Origin of the sequence: Streptomyces sp. NPDC056160 (assembly GCF_042268205.1) — a bacterium.
In the GTDB taxonomy this organism is placed as follows: domain Bacteria; phylum Actinomycetota; class Actinomycetes; order Streptomycetales; family Streptomycetaceae; genus Streptomyces.
Genome location: NZ_JBHJUW010000014.1, coordinates 83,943 through 98,718 on the forward strand (window position 1 = coordinate 83,943; position 14,776 = coordinate 98,718).

11 protein-coding genes are annotated in these 14,776 nt (G+C 71.0%); 3 read left to right on the top strand and 8 right to left on the bottom strand.

Going from position 1 to position 14,776, the window contains the following annotated elements:
• Positions 1 to 2: 2 nt before the first annotated feature.
• Entirely contained in the window at positions 3 to 1,055 is a 1,053-nt protein-coding gene (locus ACFC02_RS07855; RefSeq protein ID WP_376353699.1) for a LuxR C-terminal-related transcriptional regulator, read from the bottom strand.
• Between the two features lie 221 nt (positions 1,056 to 1,276).
• On the bottom strand, positions 1,277 to 2,383 hold the full coding sequence (locus ACFC02_RS07860; protein WP_376353736.1) for a sugar ABC transporter substrate-binding protein: 1,107 nt from the start codon (positions 2,381 to 2,383) through the stop codon (positions 1,277 to 1,279).
• Between the two features lie 513 nt (positions 2,384 to 2,896).
• Between ACFC02_RS07860 and ACFC02_RS07865 the strand changes: the two genes are divergently transcribed.
• The gene (locus ACFC02_RS07865; RefSeq protein ID WP_376353702.1) at positions 2,897 to 4,198 is read left to right on the top strand and encodes an LPXTG cell wall anchor domain-containing protein; all 1,302 of its coding nucleotides are present in this window, start codon (positions 2,897 to 2,899) and stop codon (positions 4,196 to 4,198) included.
• Positions 4,199 to 4,321: 123 nt separating this feature from the next.
• Here the strand turns inward: ACFC02_RS07865 and ACFC02_RS07870 are convergent, their stop codons facing one another.
• From ACFC02_RS07870 to ACFC02_RS07890, 5 genes are all read right to left on the bottom strand, one after another.
• Positions 4,322 to 4,774, bottom strand: a complete 453-nt coding sequence (locus ACFC02_RS07870; RefSeq protein WP_360971451.1) for a heat shock protein transcriptional repressor HspR — start codon at positions 4,772 to 4,774, stop codon at positions 4,322 to 4,324.
• 5 nt (positions 4,775 to 4,779) lie between these two features.
• Positions 4,780 to 5,961, bottom strand: coding sequence for a molecular chaperone DnaJ (dnaJ, locus tag ACFC02_RS07875; protein WP_376353705.1), 1,182 nt, complete (start codon positions 5,959 to 5,961; stop codon positions 4,780 to 4,782).
• A gap of 39 nt (positions 5,962 to 6,000) precedes the next feature.
• Positions 6,001 to 6,678 (bottom strand): nucleotide exchange factor GrpE, encoded by a 678-nt coding sequence (gene grpE / locus ACFC02_RS07880; protein ID WP_360971368.1) that lies wholly within the window; start codon positions 6,676 to 6,678, stop codon positions 6,001 to 6,003.
• The gene (gene dnaK / locus ACFC02_RS07885) at positions 6,675 to 8,522 is read right to left on the bottom strand and encodes a molecular chaperone DnaK (RefSeq protein WP_376353709.1); all 1,848 of its coding nucleotides are present in this window, start codon (positions 8,520 to 8,522) and stop codon (positions 6,675 to 6,677) included. Before dnaK ends, grpE begins: the two co-directional genes overlap by 4 nt.
• Positions 8,523 to 8,616: 94 nt before the next feature.
• Entirely contained in the window at positions 8,617 to 10,359 is a 1,743-nt protein-coding gene (locus tag ACFC02_RS07890; protein WP_376353712.1) for an MraY family glycosyltransferase, read from the bottom strand.
• Positions 10,360 to 10,678: 319 nt separating this feature from the next.
• Here ACFC02_RS07890 and ACFC02_RS07895 point away from each other — a divergent pair, with 319 nt between their 5' ends.
• Positions 10,679 to 12,967: a (Fe-S)-binding protein gene (locus ACFC02_RS07895; protein ID WP_376353716.1), complete on the top strand. Its 2,289-nt coding sequence runs from the start codon at positions 10,679 to 10,681 to the stop codon at positions 12,965 to 12,967.
• 158 nt (positions 12,968 to 13,125) lie between these two features.
• On the opposite strand, the gene ACFC02_RS07900 is transcribed toward ACFC02_RS07895, so the two are convergent.
• The gene (locus tag ACFC02_RS07900) at positions 13,126 to 13,470 is read right to left on the bottom strand and encodes an antibiotic biosynthesis monooxygenase (protein ID WP_360971377.1); all 345 of its coding nucleotides are present in this window, start codon (positions 13,468 to 13,470) and stop codon (positions 13,126 to 13,128) included.
• Positions 13,471 to 13,683: 213 nt separating this feature from the next.
• Here ACFC02_RS07900 and ACFC02_RS07905 point away from each other — a divergent pair, with 213 nt between their 5' ends.
• The gene (locus ACFC02_RS07905; protein ID WP_376353719.1) at positions 13,684 to 14,661 is read left to right on the top strand and encodes a Yip1 family protein; all 978 of its coding nucleotides are present in this window, start codon (positions 13,684 to 13,686) and stop codon (positions 14,659 to 14,661) included.
• Positions 14,662 to 14,776 lie beyond the last annotated feature (115 nt).

Here is a 14,776-nt window from a genome sequence, read left to right on the forward strand (position 1 = left end):
CCTCAGCGGACGGTCGGAGACCTGCGGCCCGGCGCCGCGGGGACGCCGACCGTGCCCGCGCCGACCGCGCGCGGCGGCCCGTCCAGCCCCGCCTGGGCGATCCGCACCCCCAACTGCGTGCGGCTGGCCGCGCCCAGCGTCTCCGACAGGCGGGCGATGTGGGCCCGGCAGGTGCGCACGCTGATACCCAGCCGCTCGGCGATCACCGCGTCCTGGTGGCCCTCCGCCAGCAGCGCCGCGATCGACTGCTCACGGTGGGAGATGCCCTCGATGCCGGTGTCCGGCAGCGGCGCGGTGAGCGGGATCGCCAGCCGCCACTGCCGCTCGAAGACCGTCACCAGGTACTCCACGAGCGCCGGGTGGCGCAGCTCGAGCGCCATCGTGTGATCGGCGCTGGCGGGGATGAAGGCCACCGTACGGTCGAAGAGGATCAGCCGGTCGATCACCTCGTCCAGCGTGCGCGCCTCGGCCGCGTCGCCCATCAGCTCCATGTAGTTGAGCAGGCCCTGGCCGTGCCGGGCCACATGCGTGTACAGGTCGCGCATCCGCACCCCGCGGGCGCGCAGCGCCAGCGCCCTGGGCAGCCCCTCCGACAGCTCGTGCTCCCGGCGGATCCCGCCGGGCTGCACGGTCAGCACCTCCCGCGTGCACACCTGGGTCGCCTCGTCCATCGCCGCCTGGATGCGGGACAGCCCGTCCAGGACCCGGATCGCGCTGCCCTCGGCGCCCGCGGCGGGCACCCGCACCTGACGGCCGAGGCCCGCGTACCGCTCGAAGGCGGCCACCGCCGAGCCCACCCGCCGGTGGCTCTCGCTGACCTCGTCGTACATCCCGCGCAGCAGCCGCGTCATGACCTCCTGCGGCGCCGTCGGCACCAGGAAGTCCATGTCGTCGGGGTCCGGGTGCAGCAGCGCCAGCTCAAGCAGGCAGGGCACCGGATCGGCGTCGCCGCGCGGCACCCGGCCGCGCCGTACGGCCCGGGAGTACACGCGGTCCCCCGCCTCGCACAGTCGGTCGGCGCCGTGAGGATGCTCCTGCGCCCCGTGCCCGGCCATGGCCCATCACACCCCCGGTTTCCGCGTGGTTCCGCAGCGCAACTATGCGCGGCCCGGACCGGCTGTGCAACACGGCTTCCGGCGGCACGACCCCCGGAAAACACCGTTCACGCCCGGTATGTACGGGCCTCGACCGCAGGCCCCGCACCAGGGCCTGCGGCACCGTGCGACCGCGGAGCGACCCGTACGGGGGACCCCCGGTACCACCGTTGCCGGCGCGGCTACTTGAGGCCGATCGCCGCGCAGTCCGCGCTGTACTTGGCCGTGCAGATGTCGGACGCCTTGTAGATGCCGTCGGCGATGACGGTCTCCTTGATGTTGCTCCTGGTCAGCGCGACGACGGAGACCATCTGCGACGGAATGTTCCTGGTGGTCGGGCTGTCGACCCGGTCCCGGGTCAGCGAGTCGAACTGGATGTCCTTGCCCTGGACCTTGGCGACGGCCATCTCGGCGGCGTTCTCGGCCTCCGTCGGGTAGGACTTGTACACGCTCATGTACTGCTCGCCGCTCACGATCCGCTGCACCCCGGCGAGTTCGGCGTCCTGCCCGGTGACCGGCGGCAGCTTCGTCACGCCCGCCTCCTTGAGCGCCGCGATGACGCCGCCCGCCATGCCGTCGTTGGCCGCGTAGACGCCGGCGACGTCGCTCTTGCCGATCGCCTCGATCGCCTTGGCCATGTCCGCCTGGGCGATCTCCGCCTTCCAGTCCTTGACGTCGTAGGACTTGGCGATCGTCACCTTGCCGTTCAGCTGGGCGACGGCGCCCGCCTTGAACTGCTTGGCGTTCGGGTCGGTGGGCGAGCCGTTCATCATGACGACCTTGGCGGAGCTGGACGCCTGCGAACCCATCGCCTCCAGCAGGGAACGGCCCTGCACCTCGCCGACCAGATCGTTGTCGAAGGAGATGTACGCGTCGATGGGGCCCTCGGCGAGCCGGTCGTAGGCGATGACCGGGATGCCCGCGTCCTTGGCCTTCTTCACCTGCCCGGCGATGCCGTGCGCGTCGACGGCGTCGAGCACGATGACGTCGACCTTGCCGTCGATCATCTTCTGCATCTGGCTCAGCTGCCGGCTCGCGCTCGCCCCGGCGTTCGCGTACTCGACCTTGCCCTGCTTCCGGGTCAGTTCGGCGACCTTGTTCTTCAGGGCAGGCGCGTCGAAGCGGTCGTAGCGCGTGTTCGCCGTCTCGGGCAGGAGCAGCCCCACCGTCAGGTCGTTGCCCTTGGTCGGGCTCGCCTTGCTGCTGCTCCCCGACCCTCCGAGCGCCCCGCAGGCGGCCAGCGGGAAGGTCAGCGTGGACGCGGCCACGGCCATGGCGATACGACGCATCGAGGTGCTCACTTCTGGTGCCTTCCGGACGCGGGCGCAGCATTGTGGCCCAGGTGGCTCAAAAGCCAACGCGTCGGGGCCCATCGGCGTCAAGCGGAACCACTTAACGAGATGACAACACCACGCTCCGCTTTCTGTGTGGAGGCTTTGCGGAAGCTCGCGGAACCCCCTTCCGGCACTCTTCACGGACCCTCCACCCGGTGCGGAGCGCACGGTGGTTCAGGATCGGCCCGTCGAAGGGCCATCGAAGGGCAAAGACCTCCGGGGAGCGGGCGAGGACTGAGCGAGCGGAGCTGAACCTGTCCTTCCGCCCGTTGTGGCGAAGCGGTGACGAAGTGCAGATCGATCACGAACGAACTCTGAGTGAAGATGAACACACCGCGAGCCGCCGGGGGGAATGCAAGACCGGTCGGCAAGCGGCACCTCTCTCATCTCTTCGCTCTTTTTCCGGCCCACTGCCGCCCGCCGTGCCGTGTGCCGTGTGCCCTGTCGATTCCCGGGGGGAAATCCACCATGCCCACTCGTTCCGCCACCGCCCGCCGCATTCGCACGCTGGCCGCCACCACCGTCGTCGCCGCCGTCGCGGGCGCCGTGTTCGTCCCGGCCACCGCAGGCGCCGCCGAGCAGGCCGGTGCCACTCCGCTGCGGATGACCCTCGGCGCGCCCACCCCCAGCGGCCCGCTGGAGCGCGGCGGTGCGACCGAGTCGATGACGCTCACGGTCACCAACTCCTCCGACAAGGCACAGGACTTCGCGGCCTGGCTCAACGGCAAGGCGAAGGGCCCGAGCCCGCTGCTGTCGGACTCCGTCGTCTTCGGGGTCACCGCGCTCGACGCGCCGGCCACCAAGTCCATGGTCGGACAGCAGGACGGCCAGTGGCAGGGCCTGTTCTACCCGGCGACCGGCAACGCCTCCTCGTCCTTCTCGATCCCGGCCAAGGCCGAGTTCACCTGGAAGGTCACCGTCGGCCTCGGCGCCCACTACCCCACCAACGACAGCGACTTCACGCTGACCGCCGACGGCATCCGCAACAACGTCGAGGCCGGCCCGGCCGGCGACACGGTCGTCTTCAAGACCAAGCCGGAGACGAAGCCGGGCCGGTTGAACACCTCGTGGAAGTGGGACGGGGTCGTAGCGCGGCCCGGCAAGCGCACGAGCCTCGTACTGACCACGAGGGCCACGGGACCGGGCGAGTTCCCGGCACAGGTGAACCGCACGGTCTACGTCGACGGGCCCACCCCGTCGGGCACCCTGCGCAACCGCCTGATCCTGGAGGCGGAGGTCGGCGGCAAGATCGTCACGATGAAGCAGACCGACGGGGGTGTCTGGGAGCTTCCCCCGCTGCCCAAGGGCTTCGGCGCCGCATCGGGCCCCGAGGACCTCAAGCTGTACTTCTCGCTGAGCTTCAACACCTCCATCGGCAAGGAGATCTCCTTCCCGCTGCGGGCCGCCTACTCCATGGGTGACTCCTACGAGTTCAACGGCGCCGCAGTCCAGGTGAAGGCCGGTCCCGAGAACCCCGCCACGAGCACCCCCGCCCCCTCCGCCTCCCCGGCCAAGACCCCCTCCGGCCCCGGCTCGTCCTCCGCCGCGCCCACCGCGACCGCCTCCACCACGGCCCCGGCCGGTGCCACCGGCGGCGGCACGGGCGGCGGCGCCGGCACCACCCTCACGACCGCTGCCGGCGGCGGCTCGCTCGCCCACACCGGCGCCTCCTCCACGGGGCTCTACAGCGCCCTCGCCGGCGTCCTCGTCGCGCTCGGCGCAGCCGCCGCCTGGATCGGCGCCCGTCGCCGCCGCGCGGCCCGCGTCTGACCTGCGGCGAACAAGCGACAGGGGCCCGGATCTCTCCGGGCCCCTGTCGGCCGTGCGCGGGCGGCCCGCCGTGCGAACGGCGGGCCGGTGCGGGTCAGTGCGGGTCAGCCGTATCCGCGCGCGTCAGTCCGAGGACTGCTGCCGCTTGGGCCGCCACACCACCAGCGCACTGGTCTGCTGCACCTCCTGGTACGGGACGAGGTCCCGGCGGTAGGAGGCGTGGACGGCGGCCTCGCGCTGGCGCATCGTGGCCGCGGCGCCCTCCAGGGCCGCCTGGAGTTCGGCGACCCGGGACTGCAACGCCGCGACCTGGTTCTCCAGTTCGATGATCCGCTTGATGCCGGCCAGGTTGATGCCCTCGTCCTGCGACAACTGCTGCACCTGGCGGAGCAGTTCGATGTCGCGGGCCGAGTAGCGCCGGCCCCGGCCCGCGGTGCGGTCCGGGGACACCAGGCCCAGCCGGTCGTACTGGCGGAGGGTCTGCGGGTGCAGTCCGGACAGCTGCGCCGCCACGGAGATGACGTACACCGGTGTGTCTTCCGTCAGTTCGTACGGGTTGCGTCGGCGGCCGTCCATCTCCCTCATGCTCCCTTCGCGGCCTCGAACAGCTCCGCCCGCGGGTCCTCGCCCGCGGTCGCCTCGCGATACGCCTCCAGCGCGTCCCGAGCCTTCCCCGCCACATCCTTGGGAACACTCACCTCGACGGTGACCAGCAGGTCCCCGCGGGTGCCGTCCTTGCGGACCGCGCCCTTGCCGCGGGCGCGCATCGTCCGGCCGTTGGGCGTGCCCGGCGGCAGCTTCAGCGTCACCGGCGGCCCGCCGAGCGTGGGCACGCGGACCTCGCCGCCGAGGGCGGCCTCGTCGAACGTGACCGGCACGGTGAGCGTGAGGTTGTCGCCCTTGCGTCCGAAGACCGGGTGGTCCCCGACGTGGACCACCACGTACAGGTCGCCCGCCGGGCCGCCGCGCTCGCCCGGAGTGCCCTTGCCGCGCAGCCGGATCCGCTGCCCGTCCGACACCCCGGCGGGGATGCGGACCTGCATCGTCCGGGACGACTTGGCACGCCCGGAGCCCGCGCAGACCTCGCACGGGTTCTCCGCGATCAGACCGCGGCCCTTGCAGTCCGGGCACGGGTCGGTCAGCGAGAAACCGCCGCCGGAGCCGCGCGCCACCTGCCCGGTGCCGACGCAGGTCGGGCACACCCGCGGCGTGCCGTTCTTGTCGCCGGTGCCGGAACAGGCCTTGCACGGCGCCTGCGACGACATCCGCAGCGGGACCGTGGCGCCCTCGATGGCCTCCGTGAAGCTCAGCGTGACCTCGGACTCGATGTCCTGGCCGCGCCGCGGCTGGGCCCGCGTGCCGGTTCCGGCGCCGCCCCGGTTGAACAGGCCCCCGAAGACGTCACCGATCCCGCCGCCGAAGCCGCCCGACGCGCCGCCCCCCTGGGCGCCGCCGCCGAAGAGGTCGCCCAGGTCGAAGTTGAAGGAGCCGCCGCCCGCCCCGGGACCGGGACGGAAGCCGCCGTTGCCGAAGAGGGCGCGGGCGTCGTCGTACTCCTTGCGCTTCTTGGGGTCGCCGAGGACGTCGTTCGCCTCGGAGATCTCCTTGAAGCGCTCCTCGGCCCTGACGTTGCCCTTGTTGGCGTCCGGGTGGTACTCGCGGGCGAGCTTGCGGTACGCCTTCTTGATCTCGGCTTCGGTGGCGTCCTTGGGGACGCCGAGGACCTTGTAGAAGTCCTTCTCGATGAAGTCCTTGGTGCTCATCCCCGACGTCCCTCCTCTCGTGCGTCGATGCCTATTACGTCAGCCCTCCTCCGGGCCACCGCTGTCCTTGTCGTCGGTCTGCTCGGCGGCCTTGTCCTTGCCGGACTCGTCCGCCGCCTTGACCGTCTGCGCGCCCGGCTGCGGCTCGGCCACCGCCACCCGCGCGGGGCGGATGGTGCGCTCGCCGATCCGGTACCCGGGCTGCAGGATCGCCACGCAGGTCGTCTCGGTGACGTCCGGCGCGTAGCTGTGCATCAGGGCTTCGTGGATCGTCGGGTCGAAGGGCTCGCCCTCCTTGCCGAACTGCTGCAGTCCCATCTTGGCCGCCACGGTCTCCATCGACTCGGCGACGGACTTGAAACCGCCCACCAGTTCGCCGTGTTCCCGTGCCCGCCCGATGTCGTCGAGTACGGGAAGCAGCTCGGTCAGGAGGTTCGCGATGGCGATCTCCTTGACCGCGACGCGGTCCCGTTCGACCCGGCGCCGGTAGTTCTGGTACTCGGCCTGCAGCCGCTGGAGGTCCGCGGTGCGCTCACCGAGCGCGGTGCGTACCTGGTCCAGCTGGGCCGTCAGACCGGCCGACTGAGCGGCGTCCCCGGCCGGGGCCGCCCCCTCCTCCTTTGCGGAGGAGGCGGCCTTCGGCTCGGCGTCGTCGGAGGTGGCGCCGGAGGGGACGTCGGGCTGCTGCTCGTCGAAGCCCGGGGTCTCCTCCGTCACGCGGCACCGTCCTTGCGCTCGTCGTCGACGATCTCGGCGTCCACCACGTCGTCGTCGGCCTTCGCCTGGGAGGCACCGGCCTCACCGGCACCGCCGGCGGCCTGGGCGCCCTGGGCGTCGGCGTACATCGCCTGGCCGAGCTTCTGGGAGACGGCGGCGACCTTCTCCGTGGCGGTGCGGATCTCGGTGGTGTCCTCGCCCTTGAGCTTCTCCTTCAGCTCGGCGACGGCCTCCTCGACCTCGGTCTTGACCTCGCCGGGGACCTTGTCCTCGTTGTCCTTGAGGAACTTCTCCGTCTGGTAGACGAGCTGCTCGCCCTGGTTGCGGGTCTCGGCGGCCTCGCGGCGGGCGTGGTCCTCCTCCGCGTACTTCTCGGCCTCCTGGCGCATGCGGTCGACCTCGTCCTTCGGCAGCGAGGAGCCACCGGTGACGGTCATCTTCTGCTCCTTGCCCGTGCCCAGGTCCTTCGCGGTCACGTGCATGATGCCGTTGGCGTCGATGTCGAAGGCGACCTCGATCTGCGGGACGCCGCGCGGCGCCGGCGGCAGACCGGTCAGCTCGAACATGCCGAGCTTCTTGTTGTACGCGGCGATCTCACGCTCGCCCTGGTAGACCTGGATCTGCACCGACGGCTGGTTGTCCTCGGCCGTGGTGAAGATCTCCGAGCGCTTGGTCGGGATGGTCGTGTTGCGCTCGATCAGCTTGGTCATGATGCCGCCCTTGGTCTCGATACCGAGGGACAGCGGGGTGACGTCGAGCAGCAGGACGTCCTTGACCTCGCCCTTGAGGACACCGGCCTGGAGAGCGGCGCCGATGGCGACGACCTCGTCCGGGTTCACGCCCTTGTTGGCCTCGTTGCCGCCGGTCAGCTCCTTGACCAGCTCGGCGACGGCGGGCATACGGGTGGAGCCGCCGACCAGGACGACGTGGTCGATCTCCTTGATCGAGATGCCGGCGTCCTTGATGACGTTGTGGAACGGCGTCTTGCAGCGCTCCAGCAGGTCCGCGGTCAGCTGCTGGAACTGGGCGCGGGTGAGCTTCTCGTCCAGGTGCAGCGGGCCCTCGGCGGACGCGGTGATGTAGGGCAGGTTGATCGAGGTCTCGGTGGACGAGGACAGCTCGATCTTGGCCTTCTCCGCCGCCTCGCGCAGGCGCTGGAGGGCCATCTTGTCCTTGGACAGGTCCACGCCGTGACCGGACTGGAACTGCTTGACCAGGTAGTCGACGACACGCTGGTCCCAGTCGTCACCACCGAGGTGGTTGTCGCCGTTGGTGGCCTTCACCTCGACGACGCCGTCGCCGATCTCGAGCAGCGAGACGTCGAAGGTGCCGCCACCGAGGTCGAAGACGAGGATGGTCTGGTCGTCCTTGTCGAGCCCGTACGCCAGGGCGGCGGCGGTCGGCTCGTTGACGATGCGCAGGACGTTCAGACCGGCGATCTCGCCGGCCTCCTTGGTGGCCTGGCGCTCGGCGTCGTTGAAGTACGCCGGGACGGTGATGACCGCGTCGGTCACCTTCTCGCCCAGGTAGGCCTCGGCGTCCCGCTTCAGCTTCTGCAGCACGAAGGCGCTGATCTGCTGCGGGTTGAAGTCCTTGCCGTCCAGGTTGATCTTCCAGTCGGTGCCCATGTGGCGCTTGACCGACCGGATGGTCCTGTCGACGTTGGTGACGGCCTGACGCTTGGCCACCTCGCCGACCAGCACCTCACCGTTCTTGGCGAAGGCGACGACGGACGGCGTGGTCCTGGCACCCTCGGCGTTGGTGATGACGGTGGGCTCGCCGCCCTCCAGAACGCTGACGACGGAGTTAGTCGTGCCCAGGTCGATGCCGACCGCACGTGCCATGGTGAATTCCTCCAGCTGACTTGAGTGCAACGGACTCAAGTGTGCACGACGGCCGCGTCCGGGTCAACAGACATGAGCCGACGAGACTCAACTCTTATCCATCCCTTACACGCAATGCCTCCCTGACCTGCGACGACGCGCTCTGCTGCGGCGGAGGAAGCGGATATCCGAGTGACGGACGAGGGGTTCCCGGGGGGCCGTACCGCCCCCGGGAGCCGGGGGGACGCACGTCGACGGGGTCCCGGAAGCCCCCGTAGTCCCCGTAGTCCCCGTAGTCCCCGTAGCCCCGGGGACTCCGCACGCCGGCCGGGAGGTCGGCCGCCGCCGTCCGCGGGCCGCGGAGACCGGCCGCCGGGCTGCGGAGACCGTCGACGGAGGACGCGGAGGACGCGGAGGCCGAGGGCATCGAGGACACCGAGGACCGGGGCCCCCGCGCGCCGGACGCGGCCGAGGCACGGGGGCCGCCTGCGGAGTCCGGCGTCCGCAGACCTCGCGCACCACCGCCCAGGGCCCTCAGGGCGCTCAGGGCCGCACCCGCGCCCGTACCCTTCCCGCGCCCGCGCCCACTCCGGCGCACCTGCCCGCTCCCGCGGCCGACCACGATTCCGTTTGCTCTTCCGTTCCCTCTTCCGTTTTCTGGCCGGTTTCCACCAGTGCCGCTGTTGCCGCTGTTTCCACCGAGTCCGCCGTCTCCGTCCCCACTCCCGCTGCCGCCTGCTCCTGCCCGCGTCCGGCCGGCGTAGACGCCGGTGGACGAGGTCGACGGGGCCCGGAGACCGGCACCGGTACGGATTCCGGTTCGGGCGTCGGTACGGGTGCCGCTACGGATTCCGGTACGGGTGCCGGTGACGTACTGGCCGGTGTGCCGGCGCGGGCCGTACACCCGTACGCGCAGCAGCCCGAGGACGGCCGGCAGGAGCACCCCGGCCGTCCACAGTGCGCTCACCGGCGCGAGCCAGCCCGTGTGCACCAGGACGCCGACGAGGACCGTGCCGAAGGTGACGGTGCCGAGCAGGACGGTCGTGCCCGGCGGGGTGAGGCCGAGCCGGCGCAGCCGGTGGCCGAGGTGGTCGGGGCCCCGGCGTACCACCGGCCTGCCCGCCAGCCGCCGGGAGAGGACGACGAGCACCGCGTCGGCGGTCGCCGTGGCGGTGAGCGCGAACAGCACGGCCGCGGTGGACCCCGCGTCGTACCCCGTACGGACGAGCACGGCCGACGCGGCGAGGACGAAGCCGGTGAACAGGGAGCCGCACGCGCCGAACGCGATCCGCGCGGGATGCCAGTTGTGCATGAGGAAGCCGGTGAGGGCGGCGGCGAGCAGGCTCAGCAGTACCGCGAGGTCGTCCATCACCTCGGCCGCCGCGCACACGCCCACGCCGAAGGCGACGAGCACCCCAACCGTGCCGGCCAGGCCGTCGACGTGGTCGAGCCCCCGGAAGGCGGCGGCGGCGCAGGCGATCCAGACCACCGCGGCGATCCCCGCGGGCACCCCGGTCTCGTCGTACGGAACCACGAAAGCCGCCGCGATCGCCGACCCCACCAGCAGCAGCCACGTCTTGAGCCGCCAGACGTCCGCGACCAGCCCGAGCACCGCGACCCCCGCGCCGGCCGCCAGCAGCCTGCCCACGCCGTCGCTCAGCGGAGCGGCACCCGTCCAGCCGCCCGCCGCGGCGACCAGGCAGGTGCTGCCGACCACGGCGGCACCGCCCAGCAGCGGCACCGGCCGCACCCGCCGCCGGTCGACCAGCCCGAGCCGCAGCGCGGGCACCCGGAGCAGGGCCGAGAGCAAGGCGGCGAGGAACAGGGCGGCGGTGGCGGTGGCGATCCCGTAGAGCACGGTTCTTAAATTAGGGGCATATCGGGCGATCGGGTGTGAATAACACGATCAGAACAGGATCGGATCCCCGAGCGCCACCACATCGGACCGTCACCCGGCCCGCCGGAAAGGCCCCCGAGAGGACCACGGCCGGGCCACGGCCGGGTCGCCGAGGGGCCGCGACCGAATCTCCGGCCACCTCTCGAGCAGCCGTCAGGCAACCCTCAGCGACCCAGATCACCTCACGCCCGGCTACATTGCGAAGGAGGATGAGGGTAGTCTCAGACGGACTGCATAAGTTACCGCTTAGTAATTTCGAGGCCGCCTCACAGGAGCCCCAATGCAACTCGCCGCGATCATCGTGTCGCTGGTCCTGATCGTGGTCGGCGTGGCACTGTTCGGCCGCGCCGTCTGGCAGATCTACAACTACATGCGGCTCGGGCAGTCCGTGCCCGCCGGGACCCGGACCAACGATCCCACACAGCGCACCGTCACCGTGGTCAAGGAGTTCCTCGGCCACACCCGGATGAACCGCTGGGGCATCGTCGGCGTGGCGCACTGGTTCGTGGCGGTGGGCTTCTTCTCCCTGCTGCTGACGATCGTCAATGCGATCGGCCAGCTCTTCAAGGCCGACTGGATCCTGCCGGTCATCGGCGACTGGGCGCCGTACAACGTCTTCGTCGAGTTCCTCGGCACGATGACGACGCTCGGCATCCTGGTCCTGATCGTCATCCGCCAGCTGAGCCGGCCGGACAAGCCGGGCCGCAAGTCGCGCTTCGCGGGCTCCAACTTCGGCCAGGCGTACTTCGTCGAGGCCGTCATCCTCATCGTCGGCGTCTGCATCTTCATGCTGCACGCCCTGGAGGGCGCCCAGCACCACGTGGACGGCTACGAGGCCTCGTTCTTCGTCTCGTACCCGGTGGTCTCCTGGCTGCGCGGCATGGACGTCTCCACGCTCCAGAACCTCACCTACTTCTTCGCCGGCCTGAAGATCGCGACCTCCTTCATCTGGATGATCACGGTCGCGCTCAAGACCGACATGGGCGTGGCCTGGCACCGGTTCCTGGCGTTCCCCAACATCTGGCTCAAGCGCGAGGCCGACGGCTCCACGGCGCTGGGCGCGCTCCAGCCGATGACCTCGGGCGGCAGGGCGATCGACTTCACCGACCCCGGTGACGACGACGTCTTCGGCGTCTCCCAGGTCGAGCACTTCTCCTGGAAGGGCCTGCTCGACTTCTCCACCTGCACCGAATGCGGCCGCTGCCAGTCGCAGTGCCCGGCCTGGAACACCGGCAAGCCGCTCTCCCCCAAGCTGCTGATCATGTCGCTGCGCGACCACGCGCACGCCAAGGCCCCCTACCTGCTGGCCGGCGGCGGCAAGAGCATGGAGGGCGAGGAGAAGGCGTCGCAGGAGGCCCTCGCCTCGGTGCCCGCCGCCGCGCTCGCCGAGGCCGAGCGGCCGCTGATCGGCACGGTGGAGGAGAACGGCGTCATCGACCCGGACGTCCTGTGGTCCTGCACCACCTGCGGCGCCTGCGTCGAACAGTGCCCGGTGGACATCGAGCACGTCGACCACATCGTGGACATGCGCCGCTACCAGGTGATGATCGAGTCCGCGTTCCCCTCCGAGGCGGGCACGATGCTCAAGAACCTGGAGAAGAAGGGCAACCCCTGGGGCCTGGCCAAGAAGCAGCGCCTGGAGTGGACCAAGGAGGTCGACTTCGAGGTCCCGGTCGTCGGCAAGGACATCGAGGACCTCACCGAGGTCGAGTACCTGTACTGGGTCGGCTGCGCCGGCGCCCTGGAGGACCGCGCGAAGAAGACGACGAAGGCCTTCGCCGAGCTCCTGCACATCGCGGGCGTCAAGTTCGCGATCATGGGCGGCGACGAGAAGTGCACCGGTGACTCGGCACGCCGGCTCGGCAACGAGCCGCTGTTCCAGGAACTGGGCATGGAGAACGTCATGTCCCTCAACGCCGCCTTCGGCGAGGAGATGGACGACGACGGCAAGGTCCTGCCGGAGTCCGCGAAGCCGAAGTCGGCGAAGAAGATCGTCGCCACCTGCCCGCACTGCCTCAACACCCTGGGCAACGAGTACCCGCAGCTCGGCGGCGACTACGAGGTCATCCACCACACCCAGCTGCTCCAGCACCTCGTCGACGAGGGCAAGCTCGTCCCCGTCACCCCGGTCGAGGGCATCATCACCTACCACGACCCCTGCTACCTGGGCCGCCACAACAAGATCTACACGCCCCCGCGCGAGATCATCGGCAAGGTCCCGGGCCTCAGGAACGAGGAGATGCACCGCCACAAGGAACGCGGCTTCTGCTGCGGCGCCGGCGGCGCCCGGATGTGGATGGAGGAGCGGATCGGCAAGCGCATCAACAACGAGCGCGTCGACGAGGCCCTCTCCCTGAACCCGGACATCGTCTCCACGGCCTGCCCGTTCTGCCTGGTCATGCTCACCGACTCGGTCAACGGCAAGAAGAACGAGGGCAAGGCCAAGGAGTCCGTCCAGGTCGTCGACGTGGCCCAGCTGCTGCTGGACTCCGTCAGGACGCCGGTCGACGAGCCCCCGGCGGGCGGGCCGGAGAGCGAGAGCGCGCCGGAGCCGGAGCCGGTGAAGTAACGCCCCGGCGGACACGTCCGGCACCGCGCCGCCCGACAGCGACGCCCCCATGTCCATACGTACGGACATGGGGGCGTCGTCGTGTCACCGCGTCGTCGCGTGCGGGCCGAGCCGCGGCGGGTCCGGCCAAGTCGCGCCGAGTTCGGGCCGGCCGCTGTCTACTCGCTCTTGGGCGCGGCCTGCTGCACGACTTCGAAGGACCACAGGGTGGAGCCGGTGGCCGCGGGCTTCGGCTGCTGCTCGCCGCCCTGGCCCCCGCCCTCGCCGCCGGTGCCCTGGTGGGCGGACTTCATCGGCCCCTCCATCCAGGCCTGGAACGACGCCTCGTCCCGCCACCGGGTGTAGACGAGGTACGTGTCGGTCCCCTCGACGGGACGCAGCAGCTCGAACCACTCGAACCCGTCGGAGTTCTCGACGGCGTGCGCCCGCGAGGCGAACCGCTTCTCCAGCGTCTCCCGCTGCTCGGCGGGCACGGTCAGTACGTTGATCTTGACTACGCTCATGGTTCCATCCTGCCCCTGGGACACCGGAACCGCCCGGAGCACCCCCTGGGACACCCCTGGAACGCTCCCGGAACGCCTGGGCACCGGGGGCCTGCGGGCCACCCTGAGGGGCGTCCGGTGGCTCCCCTAGGGGATGTCACAGCTCGGCCGCAAAGCCGGGCCGGGCGCCCGGGCCCCGCACGCCACCCAGCGGGACCGGGTACGTTCGACGACGTGGCTGGATTCAGGATCGGACGCGGCGGCCGGGACAACCGTGCCCCGCAAGCGCGCCCCCAACAACCCCCGCACGGGCAGCAGACGCCGCCGCGGGCACCGTCGTACGGTTACCCGTCGGCGCCGCAGCCGTACCCGCAGCAGCAACCACAGTACGGCCGGCCGCCGCACGGCCGCCCCCAGCCCGGCCGGCCGCAGTACGGCGGCGGCGCGGGCGGCGGGGCGGGAGGGCCCCAGGCCCAGTGGCCCCAGGCAGCCGGCGACGGGTACGGCGGGCACGGCGAGCCCGAGTACTTCGGTGACGGCGCCCCCCACGGCGGCCCCGACCCCTACGCGGCCGACAACCCGGGCCACACCCAGGCCTTCGCGATCGGCGAGGACCCGTACTCGCAGGGCGAGACCTACCGAGCGGGCTCGGCCCCGGTCGGCCCCATCGGCCCCCGCCTGCACTGGAAGGAACTGCTGCGCGGCATCGTCGCCGCGCCCGACCAGACGTTCCTCCAGATGCGCGACTACACGATGTGGGGCCCCGCCCTCGTCGTGACGTTCCTCTACGGCCTGCTGGCGGTCTTCGGCTTCGACGGCGCCCGTAAGGACGCGATCAACGCCACCCTCTCCAACGCGGTCCCGATCGTGCTGATCACGGCCGTGGCCATGGTGATCAGTGCCTTCGTCCTGGGCGTGGTCACCCACTCCCTGGCCCGCCAGCTCGGCGGCGACGGCGCCTGGCAGCCCACGGTCGGCCTGTCCATGCTGATCATGTCCCTCACGGACGCGCCCCGCCTGATCTTCGCCATGTTCCTGGGCGGCGACGCCGGGTTCGTGCAGATCCTCGGCTGGGCCACCTGGGTCGCCGGGGGCACCCTGCTGACCCTCATGGTCAGCCGCTCCCACGACCTGCCCTGGCCGAAGGCCCTGGGCGCGTCGGCGATCCAGCTGATCGCCCTGCTGTCGATCGTGAAGCTGGGCACGTTCTGACCCACCCGGGGCACGGCACGGAGCGAAGAGACACCACAAGAGAGCACCGAGGAGGGGCCGGCGGGCGTCCGCCGGCCCCACCACGTACCGGTTTCGCACCCCCCCCCCGATGCCT